This window comes from Acidiluteibacter sp. (genome assembly GCF_055129545.1).
In genome coordinates this window covers 110,830-127,160 of the sequence record NZ_JBSRUB010000013.1, presented here as the reverse complement: position 1 = coordinate 127,160, position 16,331 = coordinate 110,830, and the positions used below count along the sequence as shown (strand labels likewise).

11 protein-coding genes are annotated in these 16,331 nt (G+C 36.5%); 9 read left to right on the top strand and 2 right to left on the bottom strand.

Features of this window, described 5'->3' with window-relative positions:
• Nucleotides 1–160: 160 nt before the first annotated feature.
• Nucleotides 161–1,414 (top strand): MFS transporter, encoded by a 1,254-nt coding sequence (locus tag ACTB0X_RS06690; RefSeq protein ID WP_463024223.1) that lies wholly within the window; start codon nt 161–163, stop codon nt 1,412–1,414.
• Nucleotides 1,415–1,529: 115 nt separating this feature from the next.
• Entirely contained in the window at nt 1,530–3,356 is a 1,827-nt protein-coding gene (locus tag ACTB0X_RS06685; RefSeq protein ID WP_463024222.1) for a GNAT family N-acyltransferase, read from the top strand.
• A 42-nt stretch (nt 3,357–3,398) separates the two neighbouring features.
• Here ACTB0X_RS06685 and ACTB0X_RS06680 read toward each other — a convergent pair whose 3' ends face one another.
• Both ACTB0X_RS06680 and ACTB0X_RS06675 read right to left on the bottom strand, forming a co-directional pair.
• Nucleotides 3,399–5,804 carry a TonB-dependent receptor gene (locus ACTB0X_RS06680; RefSeq protein ID WP_463024221.1) on the bottom strand — a complete coding sequence of 802 codons (2,406 nt, stop codon included), beginning with the start codon at nt 5,802–5,804 and terminating at the stop codon, nt 3,399–3,401.
• A 63-nt stretch (nt 5,805–5,867) separates the two neighbouring features.
• A complete protein-coding gene (locus ACTB0X_RS06675; protein ID WP_463024220.1) occupies nt 5,868–6,344 on the bottom strand; it encodes a hypothetical protein in 477 nt (158 codons plus the stop codon).
• Nucleotides 6,345–6,547: 203 nt separating this feature from the next.
• Between ACTB0X_RS06675 and ACTB0X_RS06670 the strand changes: the two genes are divergently transcribed.
• From ACTB0X_RS06670 to speE, 7 genes are all read left to right on the top strand, one after another.
• Nucleotides 6,548–7,666 (top strand): pseudouridine synthase, encoded by a 1,119-nt coding sequence (locus ACTB0X_RS06670; RefSeq protein WP_463024219.1) that lies wholly within the window; start codon nt 6,548–6,550, stop codon nt 7,664–7,666.
• 6 nt (nt 7,667–7,672) lie between these two features.
• On the top strand, nt 7,673–10,339 hold the full coding sequence (locus ACTB0X_RS06665) for a hypothetical protein (protein WP_463024218.1): 2,667 nt from the start codon (nt 7,673–7,675) through the stop codon (nt 10,337–10,339).
• Nucleotides 10,340–10,414: 75 nt separating this feature from the next.
• Entirely contained in the window at nt 10,415–11,968 is a 1,554-nt protein-coding gene (locus ACTB0X_RS06660; RefSeq protein ID WP_463024217.1) for a sensor histidine kinase, read from the top strand.
• Nucleotides 11,934–13,064 carry a radical SAM family heme chaperone HemW gene (gene hemW, locus ACTB0X_RS06655; RefSeq protein ID WP_463024216.1) on the top strand — a complete coding sequence of 377 codons (1,131 nt, stop codon included), beginning with the start codon at nt 11,934–11,936 and terminating at the stop codon, nt 13,062–13,064. The genes ACTB0X_RS06660 and hemW overlap by 35 nt, the downstream gene beginning before the upstream one ends.
• 147 nt (nt 13,065–13,211) lie before the next feature.
• Complete coding sequence (locus tag ACTB0X_RS06650; protein WP_463024215.1) at nt 13,212–14,048, top strand: leucine-rich repeat domain-containing protein; 837 nt, start codon at nt 13,212–13,214, stop codon at nt 14,046–14,048.
• A 175-nt stretch (nt 14,049–14,223) separates the two neighbouring features.
• Nucleotides 14,224–14,973 carry a cyclase family protein gene (locus ACTB0X_RS06645; protein WP_463024214.1) on the top strand — a complete coding sequence of 250 codons (750 nt, stop codon included), beginning with the start codon at nt 14,224–14,226 and terminating at the stop codon, nt 14,971–14,973.
• Between the two features lie 74 nt (nt 14,974–15,047).
• Nucleotides 15,048–16,331 carry a polyamine aminopropyltransferase gene (gene speE / locus ACTB0X_RS06640; protein ID WP_463024213.1) on the top strand — a complete coding sequence of 428 codons (1,284 nt, stop codon included), beginning with the start codon at nt 15,048–15,050 and terminating at the stop codon, nt 16,329–16,331.

Here is a 16,331-nt window from a genome sequence, read left to right as displayed (position 1 = left end):
GCATTGGAACATTGAGGGCCAAAACTGATTACTCAATTTTGGGTGTGCAATATTACAAAAAAAATGATTGAATTATTATTCAAATCTCCATTTTGTTTCTGCTTTTTTTATCCAACTTAGAAGTTACAATCGCTAATTTTGACCCTTACAAAACGAATAAATGGGAAAAGTAAACCCCTATGCTGCCTTAAAATTTAAAGAATTTCGAATCTTTGTTATTCTGCGCTTTGCCCTAGTGTTTGCTTGGGCCATGCAGTTCATTGTCATTGAATGGGAAATTTATAGCTTAACCAAAGATCCATTGTCACTTGGATTGATTGGATTGATGGAGGTTATCCCAGCAGTTTCATTGTCACTTTTTGCAGGCCATTATGTGGATCAATTGGAAAAAAGAAACTTATTCGCCGTTTGTATCACCGCATTTTTATGCATCAGTTTTGGTCTTTTCTTATTGACTTGGCCAGTAATCACAGACAACCTCAGCCACTCATGGCACATTGGTCTTATCTATACATTGGTCTTTTTTGGTGGAGTTACTCGAGCATTTTTTGGGCCGACCATTTTCTCTTTATTCTCCCAATTAATTCCGCGCGAGTTTTATGAAAATGCAGCCACATGGAGCAGTTCTGCTTGGCAAATGGGATCTATGATGGGACCTGCATTAGGTGGGCTTTTCATCGTTTGGATTGGGGTTCATTGGAGCATGCTCATTATTGCTGGCTTTGCACTCTTTTCATTGATCTTACTTTTTCAAATCGAACGAAAACCAATTCTCAACACCAAAAAAGGAGAACCAATTGTCAAAAGTTTGAAAGAAGGGTTGAACTTTGTCTTTACTAATAAATTGATACTTGGAACTATTTCTCTTGATATGTTTGCTGTACTTTTTGGCGGAGCTGTTGCATTGTTACCTGTATTTGCACAAGACATCTTAAAAGTCGGCTCCACTGGTTTCGGAATTCTTAGAGCTGCTCCAGCTGTGGGTTCCTTCCTTACCATGATGGTGGTGGCCTATTTTCCACTCAATAAAAATGCAGGAAAAAAATTATTGTGGGCAATTTTTGGTTTTGGGATTTGCATCATCGTTTTTGGACTTTCTGATATATTTTGGATTTCTTTAGTGGCACTATTCTTTAGTGGAGTCACTGATGGAGTCAGTGTGGTCATCCGTCAAACTATTCTACAATTGAAAACTCCTGATGCCATGCGGGGTAGAGTCGCTTCTGTCAACTCCATGTTTGTGGGATCTTCCAATGAATTGGGCGCTTTCGAAAGTGGGGTGACGGCCAAATTAATGGGGACAGTTACGGCAGTCGTTTTTGGTGGAATGATGACTTTAGGAATCGTAGGAGCCACAGCAATTTTATCGCCTCCTTTGAGAAAATTAGACATCAAAAGAGACTTGATTGATTAAACTTAGCGATTGCTTCATCTTTTTTTAACACTACATTGCGATGGAGAATTTAATTTAGTTGGTTATTTTAGTGGAATAATAGTGGCTGCCGCATTGTTCCCCAAACTAAGCTCTTATGAAAAAAGACCTAATCGAAAAAGAAAGTATTTCAAAGCTCCTTCACTTAACCAACCTAACTGCTGACGTCGTTTCTTCATTGATAATGAGGATTTTAAAATACGATTCTTTCAACCAGCTTTACCAAGAAGCATACTCAGATCAACCGATAGAGTTCATTGACAAAGTCCTTGAAATTCTAAATATAGATTTAAAGTTTAATGAAGAGGCGTTGGAGAAACTGCCTTTAGATTCTTCTTTTATTACCATCAGTAATCACCCTTATGGTGGAATTGATGGTATTATTCTATTAAAAATTTTCAGGACTAAATTCCACGACTATAAATTATTGGCCAATTTTTTATTGCAAAAAATTGATCCGTTAAAAGATTGCTTCATTGAGGTAAATCCATTCGAGGATTTAAAAGACGAAATGAGCAACTTATCCGGAGTGCGAAAAGCGATTACTCATAAAAACAATAACCACCCCATTGGAATCTTTCCAGCAGGAGAAGTGTCGACTTACAAAAGCAGAAAAATTCAAGATAAAGCATGGGAAACAAATAGTCTTCGCCTTATTAAAGGCATGAAAATTCCAGTAGTTCCGGTCTATTTTAAAGGCTCAAATTCTAATTTATTTCACCTTTTAGGAAAAGTAGCACCAAAAATAAGAACAGCAAAACTCCCTTCTGAATTGTTGAACAAAAAGAACAAAACGATAGAAGTTAGAATCGGCAACCCGATTTCTGTAAAAGAACAAGCCACCTTTGAGGACATCAATCAATATGGACGATTTTTAAGAACAAAAACCTATAGTTTAGGTTCCTCGATTCAGGTGAAGCGATTTTTCAATTACAGCTTAAAACGCAATCAAAAACAGGAGGAAATTATTCCAGCTGTCGCACCTGAATTGATCGAAAAGGAACTATCCAGACTTTCTGATAACCAGCATTTATTTGACTCAAGCGGTTTTTCGGTGTATTGTGCGTCAGCAAACTCCATCCCCAATGCGCTAAGAGAAATCGGACGATTGCGAGAAATCACTTATCGAGAAGTCGGTGAAGGAACCAACAAAGAAATAGATACCGATGAGTTTGATTTGTACTACAACCACCTCATCATTTGGGATCGAGAAGCAAAGAAAATAGTTGGTGGATATCGCTTGGGTAGAGGTGCCGACATCATGACACGTTATGGTCGAAAAGGATTTTATCTTAATGAGTTATTTCGTTTTAGCAATGAATTTAATCCCATTCTTCGTCAATCGATTGATTTAGGAAGATCATTCATTACTGCTGAATATCAAAAGAAACCTTTGCCCTTGTTTCTATTGTGGAGAGGGATCTTCTTCTTCTTATTGCAGAATGAAGAGTATCGCTATTTAACTGGTCCGGTCAGTATTAGTAATGAATTTTCAACCTTTTCAAAGAGCTTAATCATCTCATTTTTGAAGAAATACTATTACGATGAAGAGCTTGCTAGTTGGGTAAAACCGCGCAATGAGTTTCGGATTAAAATAGATCCTTCCGAGATAGAAAGTGTGATGGAAATTACAGCTGACGACCTTCAAAAGTTGGACAAGTTCATTGAAGAGATAGAACCTCAACACTTGAAGATTCCGGTGCTTTTCAAGAAGTATCTAAAACAAAATGCCAAAGTACTTTGCTTTAATGTAGACCCTAAATTTTCGGATGCATTGGATGGATTAATGTTGTTGGATGTATTTCAAATTCCTGAAGATACTATCCATGGATTGATGAAAGAATTCAATGCTTTGGAGAAGAAAGAGTCCTTCAACGAACGAAAATCAAATGCTTTAGAAAAAGAAAACTCTGACTCTCAATAAGAGAACCAGAGCTTTCAATGCTTCTATTTTAAATCGAATTAATTAGAATTTAGCCTTAACTCCTAAAATGAAATTTCGGCCTGGTGCAGAAATTCCTGAGCTATATGGTCTGTAACGCTGATCGGTTATGTTCTCCAATCCTGCACTTAAATGCAAAGTCTCATTTACTCGATACATCGTTTTAAAATTCAAAGTATACCAAGCAGGTGAATACGGATCTCCATTCCAATCCAATGCATAGAACTCCGTTTTGCCCAACTCCTCTTCAGGCATATCTTTCGCACTTCTATTTGCGTTATATACAGCATAAAACTGAAGATCTAAGTTTTTGTAATGGTAGGTCAATTTGGTATTTCCAAAAAGTGGAGCCGCATGCCTTGATGGACTTTTATCTCCATTGTCTAACTCCTCTTCGCCTTTTTGGTAGTTGATTCGAGACGATAACCCGAACCCACTTCCGAAATCAAATTGAATACCTGCTTGCACTCCATAAACAGTAGATTGCGCTGCATTCTGTATCGCCTGAACCTGACTTAATTCACCTTCATAGATAACACTATCCATTCCATTTAGTGTATAATCTCTACGAACCATCGCATTGTCCAATAGGGTATAAAATCCAGTAGCATCAATCTTTACAAAATCCAAAATAGTTGCCGCAAAACCAGCATCTACACTGTAAGCATATTCTGCTTGTAAATCTTGATTGGGAACAACAACACTACCAGCCTCTGAGTCAAACAATTTTCCCATGTCGTCAATGTTCGGAGAACGAAAACCAGTTGCCGCATTTGCAGTCAACACCAAATGATCTGTAGGACGCACAACAACTCCAAAACTACCAGTTACAGCATCATTATTCAAAGATGTAGATGTAATTGGATAAGGAAACAATGACGTATCAAAATCTGCTTGAATCTGATAATTGCTGTATCGCAATCCTGCTTGCAACATTACTTTTTCTGTCAACTGAAACTGATCGTTTACATAAGCGGCATAGCTTCCCCAAGCAGACTTCGGATATCTCGGCGCTCCTTCAACGGAAGCTCCTGTTAAGATATCCTCATCAATCCCTGTAGAAGTGACTTTATTAATAACTCCCTCAATTCCGTAAAAGAAATCGTTTCTCGAGCCCAACTTTTTATTAAAATCCATATTGATTGAGTAGGCTTCTACTTCCTCCAATCTTGTTTCTCGAGTTGGTTTTCCAAAACCTCTGCTAATTCTGCTTTCTTCAAATGATTGTTGCGCCAATCGGATTGTAAACTCATCATATATAGCTGTTTTATTTTGATGTGTAATGTTCAAGTTGTTCATCATCCACTTTTGTGGTCCATATGCCCATTCTCCATATTGTGGCAATCCATCTTTAATTCTCTGATGTCTATCATATCGGCTGTAATCTGATGTTTCAGAATAATGAAATCCATACTGAAAATCCCATTTTTCATTCGGTTTGAAACGAATTTTTTGCATCATATTAATTTGGCTATAGCCAGATGGATTCTGAACTTTCGGATCTTCATTGACCTTAATCAAATCCACTCCATACAAGCGCTCCACATAATATGGGCGGAGGTAATCATCAGGGCCATTACTTCCCATTTTTAAATCGCCATATTTATTAGCACTGATACTTGATAAGATCGACCACTTTTTCCAGCCAACATTCACATTAAAATGACCAGTATTTTCTTGGTTGGCACTAGAATATCTTCCGGCAGCAACACCGCTTACTAGTGGCTCATCATCCAATGACAATTGTGGTGTTAAAGTCTGAAAACTCATCACCCCACCAATGGCATCACTTCCGTAGATGTTAGAACCAGGCCCGAATAAAATCTCCGTTTTCTCTATGGCAAACGGGTCTAGAGAAATGACATTCTGTAGGTTCCCACTTCTAAAGATGGCATTGTTCATACGAACTCCATCAACAGTGTAAAGCAATCGATTGGTAGAAAATCCTCGAATCATAGGACTTCCACCCCCTTGCTGACTTTTCTGAATGTATACTTCACCAGAAACATTCAAAAGATCAGCTGCAGTTTGTGGATTCTGCAAACTCACTTCTTTGGATGAAATCACAGTAATTTTCTCTGGCACAGCGGCAGTCACTTGTTTCGATCTACTCGCCGAAATAACTACCTGATCCAAGTTCATTGCTGAAACTTTCAACGGAACAATAAATGAAAGTTCCTTTAATTCATTGTAAGATTTTACAATAATTTCATAGCCTATCATTCTGATTTGAATTTCATTGGAACCTTTAAAAGCTCCAATCTCAGCTTGTCCTTTTACATTGGTCGTTGTAAACGCACTAGGAGTTTCGCTAATAATAGCCGCTGCCTCTAATGGTTCATTGTTTTGAGCATCGACTAGTGTCAATACCTGTGCAGAACTGACATGATAGGTCAATATCATGCAACTCCATAAAATAACTTTTCTCATTATCTATTTTTATAGTTTTAACTTAATTAATGGTTGGAATTAAATCCAACTCTACGTGAAAAACTATAAAAACTCCGGAGGTGGAGTCAGGGTGGAAAGGTGAAATAATGGCTTCTTAAGCTTTATCAAACCCCAATTAATGGCAGTTTGATTCAGTAATAATAACTTTTGATCAATGGCATGCCAATACTCCTTGCTAAAAAAGGAGCTAATACTATCTTTGGTTTCTTTTTTGGTCGGATTCTCTGCAATAAATTCTCGCGTATGCCTATCCAATCCAATCGACAGAGCGGTTTCTTTGGTATCCTTGTAACAATAGAAATAAATGTCGTCTCCTTTTTCCTCTGATCGAACAACATCATAATAAGTTCCATTCAAGATAAATTCTTTACTGTGCTCCCACTCTATGTGATCAGGTGGAGTTTCTAACCAAGCTTTAGGCATCTTGACTAATTCTAACGCCTCATTTTCCATCCCAGCTCGGATCATACGTTTCACTTCTTTCTTTACTCGATACTCCCAAAATTTATATACAGGCATGTAACCAACGCATTGGTATAAAAATAGGAAAAGAAAGAAAGTTCCGAAAACCTTTTTCAAATGGAGAGTAGAATTAATAGTGGGGTCAAAAATAAGGCATTTTTTAGAGCAAACATGCTGATTCCAATAAGAATTGACGAAACTCATCAAATCAAACAAAGCAATCAATTAATAATTAACTTTGTATCAAATTTGAAATTAAGATGAAAGAGAAGTCAAATAGAGGCGAAGGTAGAAAAGAAGGGAAAGGGAAATTTGAAAACAAACGAAGTGGCGGAAAATCAACTCGTTCTAAATATGGAGATGCGAAAAAATCGGATCGTCCATTTTCACCAAGAGGAGAAAAAAAGCCATTCACAAAAGGAAAGTTTGAAGGTAAAAAGCCAACAGCACATTCAGAATTTGAGGATGCATTTGAGAATAAAAAACCAGAGAAAACCTTTGCACCAAAAGGCGATAAAAGAACGGATAAATTTGACGGTAAGAAAAGCGACAAAATGTTTGTTCCTAGTGGCAAATACAATAAAGAAGGCGGATTTAAAAAATCGAGTCCTAACCGTCCAAGAACAGAAGCTGAAGGAATCCGAATCAATCGGTATTTATCGAATGCCGGTGTTGCCACAAGAAGAGATGCAGATGATTTGATTTTGGCAGGAACAGTTACCATTAATGGAAAAGTAGTGACCCAATTGGGTGTGAAAGTAATGCCAGGAGATGAAGTAACTTTTGAAGGAACCAAACTAAAAAAAGACACCAAACGCTACGTTCTATTAAACAAGCCAAAAGATTTTGTAGCAGCTACTTTTGATCCAAAAGGCAGAAAAACGGTGATGGATTTAATTGCGAAAGCGTGTAAAGAACCATTGGCACCAGTAGGCAAAATGGAACGAATGACTACAGGTGTTTTGTTATTGACCAACGATAGTGATTTGACCCGAAAATTATCTCATCCAAACCATTCTGTAAAACGAATTTTCCACATTGGGCTAGACAAAAAAGTAACAGTGGAACACTTGAAACTAATGGAAACGGGCGTTCATTTAGAGGAAGGAATAGTTAAATTTAAGGAGGTAACCTTGGTTGGCACCGACAAAAAAGAAGTGGGTTTAGAACTTCATATTGGTAAAAACAGCGCCGTTAAACGTGCTTTCGAGAGCTTGGGATATGAAGTGAGCAAAATTGATTGTGTTTATTTTGCAGGACTTACCAAAAAGGATGTGCCTCGTGGAAACTGGAAACACTTAGATCAAGAAGAATTGAGTTTATTGATGCGACTTCCTTCTCAGAAAAGTAAAACAACAACGAAACCTGATTTCCGTTAGGAAACTATGCAAAAATTCAAAAAAGTAGTTCTCCGACTTCTCTTGGCCATTGCTCTGTTCATTGGCTTAGCTATCGGAATGGCTTATCTTTTTGAAGAAGATGTGAAGCAATATGCTGTAAAAACAGTCAATACTTACATTAAATCAGAGATTAAGGTAGAAGGCATCGAATTTAGTTTCATCAAAAAATTCCCCTCCGCCTCCTTGGAATTCAAAAATGTGTTGGCTTTTGGCACATCCGATGCAACTAAAAAAGATACCCTATTTCAGTTTGGTTCCATTTTCATGGAATTTAATATCTGGAACATCATCAACAAAAATTATACAGTTAATAAGTTAAGTTTTGAGAAAGGTGCTGTTCATTTATCGGTGGATCAATATGGGATAGAAAACTATATTTTTTGGAAAGAATCAGACAGTCTAAACAGCCATAAAACAGATCTAAATTTATCCTTAGAATCGGTTCATTTTGAACAAGTCGGGTTTTCATATAAAAATGAACCAAAACAAATACGATTTTCCAATTACATTCATCAATTGGAGTTAGAGGGTGCATTTACAAACACCAAGTACGACTTAAATTTTGAGACCAATTTTCAATTGTATTCTTACCAGCAAGGAGGTAATATTTATGCTGAAAATAGAGCAGTAGAGTTAAAATCGGTATTCAAAATCGACAGTGAAGCATCGACTTACACGATTAAAAATGCAGCATTAAATTTTGCAAAACTGCCATTTGTCATCAATGGATTTTTAAAAAATTTAGACGATGGAATGTTCATCGACCTCTCGATTGCTAGTGAAAATGTGAGTATTCCGGCAATTATACAACTGCTTCCTGAAACACAAAAATCGACACTAGAAACCTACCAGATAGATGGGAACGTTCTTTTTGATGGGTTGATAAAAGGAGAGATCACAAGTATTAAATCTCCATCTGTTAACTTCAATTTTCAGGTTGAAAAAGGATCATTCATCCATCAAGAATCTGATGTGGCTTTGAATAATATCTCACTAAATGGGAGCTATGATAACGGAACCGAAAACGCATTGCGAACCAGTAAAATTTCGCTAGAGAATATCAATGCAAAATTTGGAAAAGGAAGCATAAACGGAGGTCTTACCTTAACGGATTTCAATGACCCAAGCTATGCTTTCAATGGGAATTTGACCCTTTTCTTAGAGGAGCTGATTCCTTTTATGAATGTTACTTCCATCACCGATGTCAGTGGACAATTGGACATTCATATTGAAACCAAAGGAAGAATTGCAAAACTAAAAGAATTCACTCTAGCCGATTGGAAACAAGCACAAACAAAAGGAGAGGTAACTTTACAAGCTGTTAATTTCAGATTAAAGGACAAACCACAAGAATACAAGAACATTTCGGGCGGATTAATCATTCGAAATAACGACATAAAAGCCAACAATTTAAAAGGAAACATCAGTCGCAGTGATTTTAATTTCAATGGTACGCTGCACAACTTGATCGGTTATTTATTTTCAGAAGATCAGCCACTAAAGATGGATGCAAGCTTGCGATCAAAACGAATTTTCCTAGATGAATTGTTATTAAGCGATAAAAGCACACCATCAGATTCTGCTTATCAACTTACTTTTTCAGATCGAATTAGCTTCTATTTGGATTGCAAAATAGATAGTCTCTCATTCAGCAAATTTAGTTTTTCGTCAGCTCAAGCATTTGTGAGTTTGCAAAACAAAATCCTTAAAGCGAGTGGGGTTTCATTCAAGACCATGCAGGGAGATGCCACAGGATATTTGGTAGTGAATACAACCACAAAAGGGAAAGTCATTATTTCTTCAGAAGCGCAGCTGAAACACATTTCCATCACCGATCTTTTTAATGACTTTGGAAACTTTGGTCAGCAAACCATTACTGCACAAAACTTAAAAGGAATCGCCAATTGCGACATTGAGTTTTATTCAGAATGGACCCCACAACTGGTGTTCGACAAAAAAACGCTAGAAGTTCAAGCTGATTTGAACATTGAAAAAGGAGAGCTGATCAATTTTGCATCTTTAGAAGCATTATCAGATTACATCGCTTTAAGCGAATTGAAACACATCAAATTTTCTACTTTAAGCAATCAAATCATCATCAAAGATGAACGAATTTTTATCCCTTCTTTCGACATTAACTCCTCGGCATTGAATTTAAAATTAGAAGGAAGTCACTCATTCGACAACGACATTAATTATAAAATTCAATTGTTGCTCAACGACATAATGGGAAACAAAGCCAAAGCAGCGCGAAAAAAACAATCGGAGTTTGGACAAATCGAAGACGATGGATTGGGCAAGACGCGACTGTTTATTAAGATGACGGGCAACTTGAGCGACCCAAAGATCAGTTATGATACAGATGCATTAAAAACGTATTGGAAAGAGGGTCTTAAGAGCGAAAAGAAAGTAGTAAAATCTATGTTAAAGGAAGAATTCGGTTTATTTAAGAAAGACACTACTTTGAAAAGTACTCCTGATCGTTCAACAAAAAAACAAACGTTCGAGTTGGAATGGGACGAAGATGAAAACCAAACCCAACAAAAAGACGTAAAAGAGACAGAAACGGAGAAGAAAAAAACCAAAAAGACGGGAATTGGAAAATTTATTGATAAAATTGCACAACCCAACGAAAATGAATTTGAAGAATAAGTGTTCAGATTTAGAGTAACAGCAACTAATGCGATGAAACATTCGTCATTATTATAGATTTAAAGCGGAGGAAGTTTGAACATATATTCAAAAAAGCAGCGGTGGAAATTCGGTCTAGCAATTGTTGCAGCTCTAATTATATTAGTGTCACTTTGGTACACCAATGTATTGGTGAACAAAATTGCAGCAGAAGAAAAACTAAAGGTGAAAGCTTGGGCGGAAGCCATCGTAAAGAAAGCCGAACTCGTTAATTACACGAATACTCTCTTCAACACTATTTCAGAAGAAGAACGCAAGCGGGTTGAGATTTGGGCAGAAGCAAACAGAAGAGTGGTAACCTCGGGCGTTCAAGACGACTTGAGTTTTTACACTCAAATCTTGTTTTCCAATACAACCATTCCAATTATACTTACTGACAAGTCAGGCAAGATTGTATCGCATCGAAATTTCCCAGAATCAATAAGTAAGGATTCTGCCCTACTGAACGCTGAGCTGCGTGAGTTGCAAAAACAAAATACGCCCATCGAAATTGCGTATTACAAGAATGAACTCAACTATCTTTATTATAAAGAGTCTACTATCTTTTCTGAGCTGAGAAAAGTATTGCAGAATCAAATCAATTCGTTAAACGACGACATTATAATTAACTCAGCTTCAGTACCAGTTATTTACACTGATAGTTCGCATGCGGCGGTCATCGCTTTTGGAAACATCGACAGCACAAAATCAAAAGACACCGCCTACATTGCCCAGCAAATTCTAGAAATGGAATTGCAGAATAGTCCAATCGTAATTGATATTGGAAATGGTGACATCAATTACATCTACTATGCCGATTCGCATTTGTTGAAGCAATTAAAAACCTATCCTTTTATTCAATTTGGAATCATCGCGTTGTTTTTACTAATTGCCTACTACCTATTTAGTACGGCAAGAAATGTAGAGCAAAATCAAGTTTGGGTGGGTATGGCCAAAGAAACTGCCCACCAATTAGGAACACCACTTTCATCACTACTAGCATGGCTGGAAGTATTGAAAATGAAAAATGTGGATGCAAAAACAATTGAGGAAATGGGCAGTGATGTTCAGCGATTAGAAACCATCACTGAGCGTTTTTCTAAAATTGGATCTGTTCCTTCATTACAACAAGAAGACATCAATAAAGTGATCCAACATTCATTGGATTATTTCAGAGCCCGTATTTCTCAAAAGGTGCAATTTAGCTATCAAACTTCTGATGCCGATGAAGTAATTGCAAGTGTAAACATTCCGCTATTTGAATGGGTGTTGGAAAACATCATCAAGAATGCAGTAGATGCAATGGAAGGCGATGGAAAAATTGATATTCAGGTGATTGATCAAACTCAATACGTTTACATAGACATTACGGATAATGGAAAAGGAATGGCAAAAAGTAAGAAAAAGACCATTTTTGAACCAGGCTTTACGACCAAAAAACGCGGTTGGGGATTAGGACTTTCTTTGACCAAAAGAATCGTAGAAAACTATCATGCAGGGAAGATTTTTGTAAAATCAACTGAAATAGATAAAGGAACAACTTTTAGAATTGTACTCAATAAAATAACCGACCAAAATGGCAGGAATTTACATTCACGTTCCTTTTTGTAAACAAGCTTGTCATTATTGCGACTTTCACTTCTCTACTTCTTTAAAAAACAAAGCAGCATTAATTGAAGCGCTGTTGCTGGAATTGGAGCAACGAAGCGACTATTTGGCTACAAAGGAAATTCAGACCATTTACTTTGGAGGAGGAACTCCATCCTTATTGGATACGGAAGAAATTCAGCAGGTTTTAGCCAAAATTGACTATCTCTTCGATATTGTTCACGACGCTGAAATTACATTAGAAGCCAATCCAGACGACTTAACCATTTCTAAAATAAAGAGCCACAAGGCAGCAGGAATCAATCGGCTAAGCATTGGTATTCAATCTTTTTATGATGAAGATCTCAGCGATATGAATCGGGCTCACAATGCTAGAGAGGCAAAAGTGGTCGTGCAGAATTGCATTGATCAAGGATTCGAGCACCTCAGCATCGATTTGATTTATGGTGGCACTACCCTATCAGACGAGCATTGGATGCAGAATTTAAGAACTGCATTTACTTCAGGTATTAATCACTTATCGGCATATTCACTAACGGTAGAACCAAAAACAGCTTTGAGTAGTTTTATCGCAAAGGGAAAAAAACCACCATTGGAAGATGAGAAATCGATTCGCCATTTTGAGCACTTGAAGTCCATGGCAAAAGAACACGGTTTTGAGCATTATGAAATTTCCAACCTGGCAAAACCGGGCCATTATTCGACACACAATACCAACTATTGGAAAGGAGAACCGTATTTAGGCATTGGCCCTTCTGCACATTCTTTTAATGGCAATAGCCGACAATGGAATGTTCGAAATAACAGCCAATACATAAAACTAGTAAGCGAGAATGGTGACTACTTTGAGCAAGAACAACTTTCTCCTTCTGACCAGTACAACGAATACATCATGACTGCTCTTCGCACCAATTGGGGGGTTGATTTTAATCGAATTCAAGAACGATTTGGAGCTGAATTATTGTCCTACCTCGAAGAACAGATTCAACAGATTTCTTCTAATCTAATCGAAGAAACAGCTATTGGCTTTAAGCTTTCTGCAGCAGGGATGAATGTGGCGGATACAATTATTTCAGAGTGCTTTTTTATTGAAAATTGAATCAGTCAATGAATTAATAGGTTAAAAGGGGCTAATTGACAACATCATTCTTACAGAATTGAATGTCTATTAATTGGTTACATTTGATATGCACGCGATACAATCGCGCGGGAACGGGGGGGAGGTAGAAATAAAACTTTAATTATAATGCATTACTCATCACTAAAGATTTTTAGCAGCTTTTTTACTTTAATGACATTGATGTCTTGTAACCCTTATTATACTTACAAGCTAAATGATACAAATATTAAAGTCAAATCATTAGATTTAAGTTCTTCAAATTTTAAAGTCCTACCTACTGAAATTTTAAACTTCCCTAATCTAGAAAGTATTAATTTATCTAATAATCCGGATTTAGAGTTAGAGTCCACAATTGAAACATTAATACAAATTAGGAGTCTAAAAACTATAATTTTAAACAATAACCCCCAAATTAATTTAAAGCAACTATTTGTTGGTCTTGCTGAAATAAAAAACCTTAAACATCTTTATTTATCCGGGAATAACATATCAAATTTACCTTCAGAAATTAAAATGATTTCTTCTTTAGAAACTATTTCCTTAAGTCGAAATAATATTGAACTTCCTATTGCTATAGAAAGATTATCTAAATTAAAGTCACTTAAATCAATATATTTAGATAGTTGCAATATAATAGAATTACCAGTTGAAATAACGAATATTAAGCAGCTTAAATTTATAAGTGTAAGGCATAATAGTCTCAAAAAACTGCCAGACTTTAGTAAGCTTGAAAAATTTAATTCTTTGGATATTAGTAATAATAAATTTACTGAGATACCTAACTCGCTATTTAAAATCAAAACTAGAATTAATTTTTATGCGTCTAACAATCAAATAAAAAACGTTCCTGATACAATTAAATATATGAAGTTTCATATATTTAACCTTACAAATAACAAGCTCTCTATTTCGGAGAAGATAAAGGTTGATCAGTTAGTTAGAGCTAGATATAAATGGTACTAAACAGTGTAATAGGTAATGTACCAGATTATCCCGCCGTTCCCGCGCGATTGTATCGCGTGATTAGTTACTACTAAAAAATGCCACAAAAGCTTTTATTATAAAGACCCAATTAAACAAACTGCATTTTTCTACCCCTTTTCCCCACCATCTAAAATCAAATTTATAACTTTAGAGGATGTTAGCAGAAATCACGCACAAAGGGAAAACCTTTTCTGTCAATCTTGGAAAACCGATTGACATCTCTATGCCACTAAAGGCATCTAAAGACGCTGCATCTGCCTGGTATGTAGACCCATTAGTGATTAAACCAGTACAAACAGAACAATTTACAGGAAGTATAGCTTTGGGTGGCTCTGTGAATTTTAACAACATCTTTTTTAACCCACATGGACACGGCACCCACACCGAATGTGTTGGCCACATTAGTAAAGAATTTTACAGTGTTAACGATGCTTTAAAAACTTTCTTTTTTACAGCCGAATTGATTAGTGTAACTCCCGAAAAATGGCCGAATGGAGATGAAGTGATTACGTTGAGTGTTGTTGAAAAAGCATTGGAAGGAAAATCTGCAGAATCGATTGTCATCCGAACCTTTCCCAACTCATTAGAAAAAAGACATAGAAATTACAGTGCAACCAATCCACCTTATTTGGCTGCAGAAGCAATGGAATTTCTCGTTAATAAAGGTTTTGAACATTTGTTAATAGATTTGCCATCCGTAGACCGAGAAATGGATGAAGGAGTTTTGGCTTCTCATCATTTATTTTGGAACTACCCAGCAGCACCAAATACGCAGAAAACAATTACCGAATTCATCTATGTACCAGATGAAGTTGCTGACGGATATTATTTATTAAACTTGCAAATAGCTCCATTTGAAAATGATGCGAGCCCAAGCAAACCAATTTTATACGAAATAAAATAATATAAGCAAATTGGATTAAAAATCTAATTTTGCTGACTTTTTACAATTAAATATACATTAGAAATTAAATTAAAATGAGCGCATTAGGAAGACACATCTTGGTTGAATTTTTTGGTTGTAATCCAGAAATAATGAACCAGGTTTCTACTATTGAAAATGGTATGGTTACCGCTGCTGAAACAGCTGGTGCTACAGTAATTAATTCAACTTTTCACCACTTTTCGCCTTACGGTGTGAGCGGTGTAGTAGTAATCCAAGAAAGTCACTTGGCGATACATACATGGCCTGAGTACCAGTATGCTGCAGTAGATTTATTTACTTGCGGTGACGACGTAAACCCATGGAAATCGTTTGATTACTTGAAGAAAGCTTTCGAAGCTACTTCATATTCAGCATTAGAAATGCGAAGAGGTTCTGTAGATCAGTTAGAGCGTATCGAGTTCGACTTGTCTACCATGAGAAGCGAAGCAAAAGATCGTCCAAACCCAGGAAAATATACTAGAAATGTATGGTTCACCGACAAGGATGAAAACCAAGCATTGTCTATCCGATACACAGGAGAAGTATTGTACAATAAGGAATCAGAATTCCAAAAAGTGAAGGTTTTAGAGACGTATGCTTATGGAAAAATGTTGACGATCGACAACATGATTATGTGTACTGAAAAGGACGAAGCTCACTACCATGAAATGATTGCTCACCCAGCTATGTTGACGCATGGAAATGCGAAAAACATTTTAGTTATTGGTGGTGGTGACGGTGGTACTGTTCGTGAATTATTAAAGCACAGCTCAGTAGAAAAAGTAACAATGGTAGAAATTGACGAAGCTGTAGTTGAAGCTTCTAAATTGCATTTACCACATTTATCTTCTGCTTTCGGTCATGAAAAATTAGATCTAATCATCGGTGATGGTATCAAATTCGTAGAAGATGCAAAAGCAGGTTCTTATGATATAATTATCGTTGACGGTTCTGATCCAGTTGGTCCTGCAGAAGGTTTGTTTACTAACAAATTCTACCAAGACTGTAACAAAGCATTGAACGACAAAGGTATTTTAGTTGCGCAAGGAGAATCTCCAATGTTCAACGAGCAAGTATTTGTTGAATTGAACCATGCTTTGAAGGATGTTTTTGGAAAAGAAACTGTTCACTGTTTTACATTTAGTATTCCTACTTACCCTACTGGTATCTGGAGTTTCCAAATGGCGATAAAAGGTGGCGGACATCCAACTAAAAACTTTGATGCAGCAAAATCTGAAGCATTTTCAGAAACGCACAATTTGAATTACTACAATGAAGGAATTCACATTGGTGCATTTGCATTACCGACATTTATTAAGAGAAAATTAAATTCATAA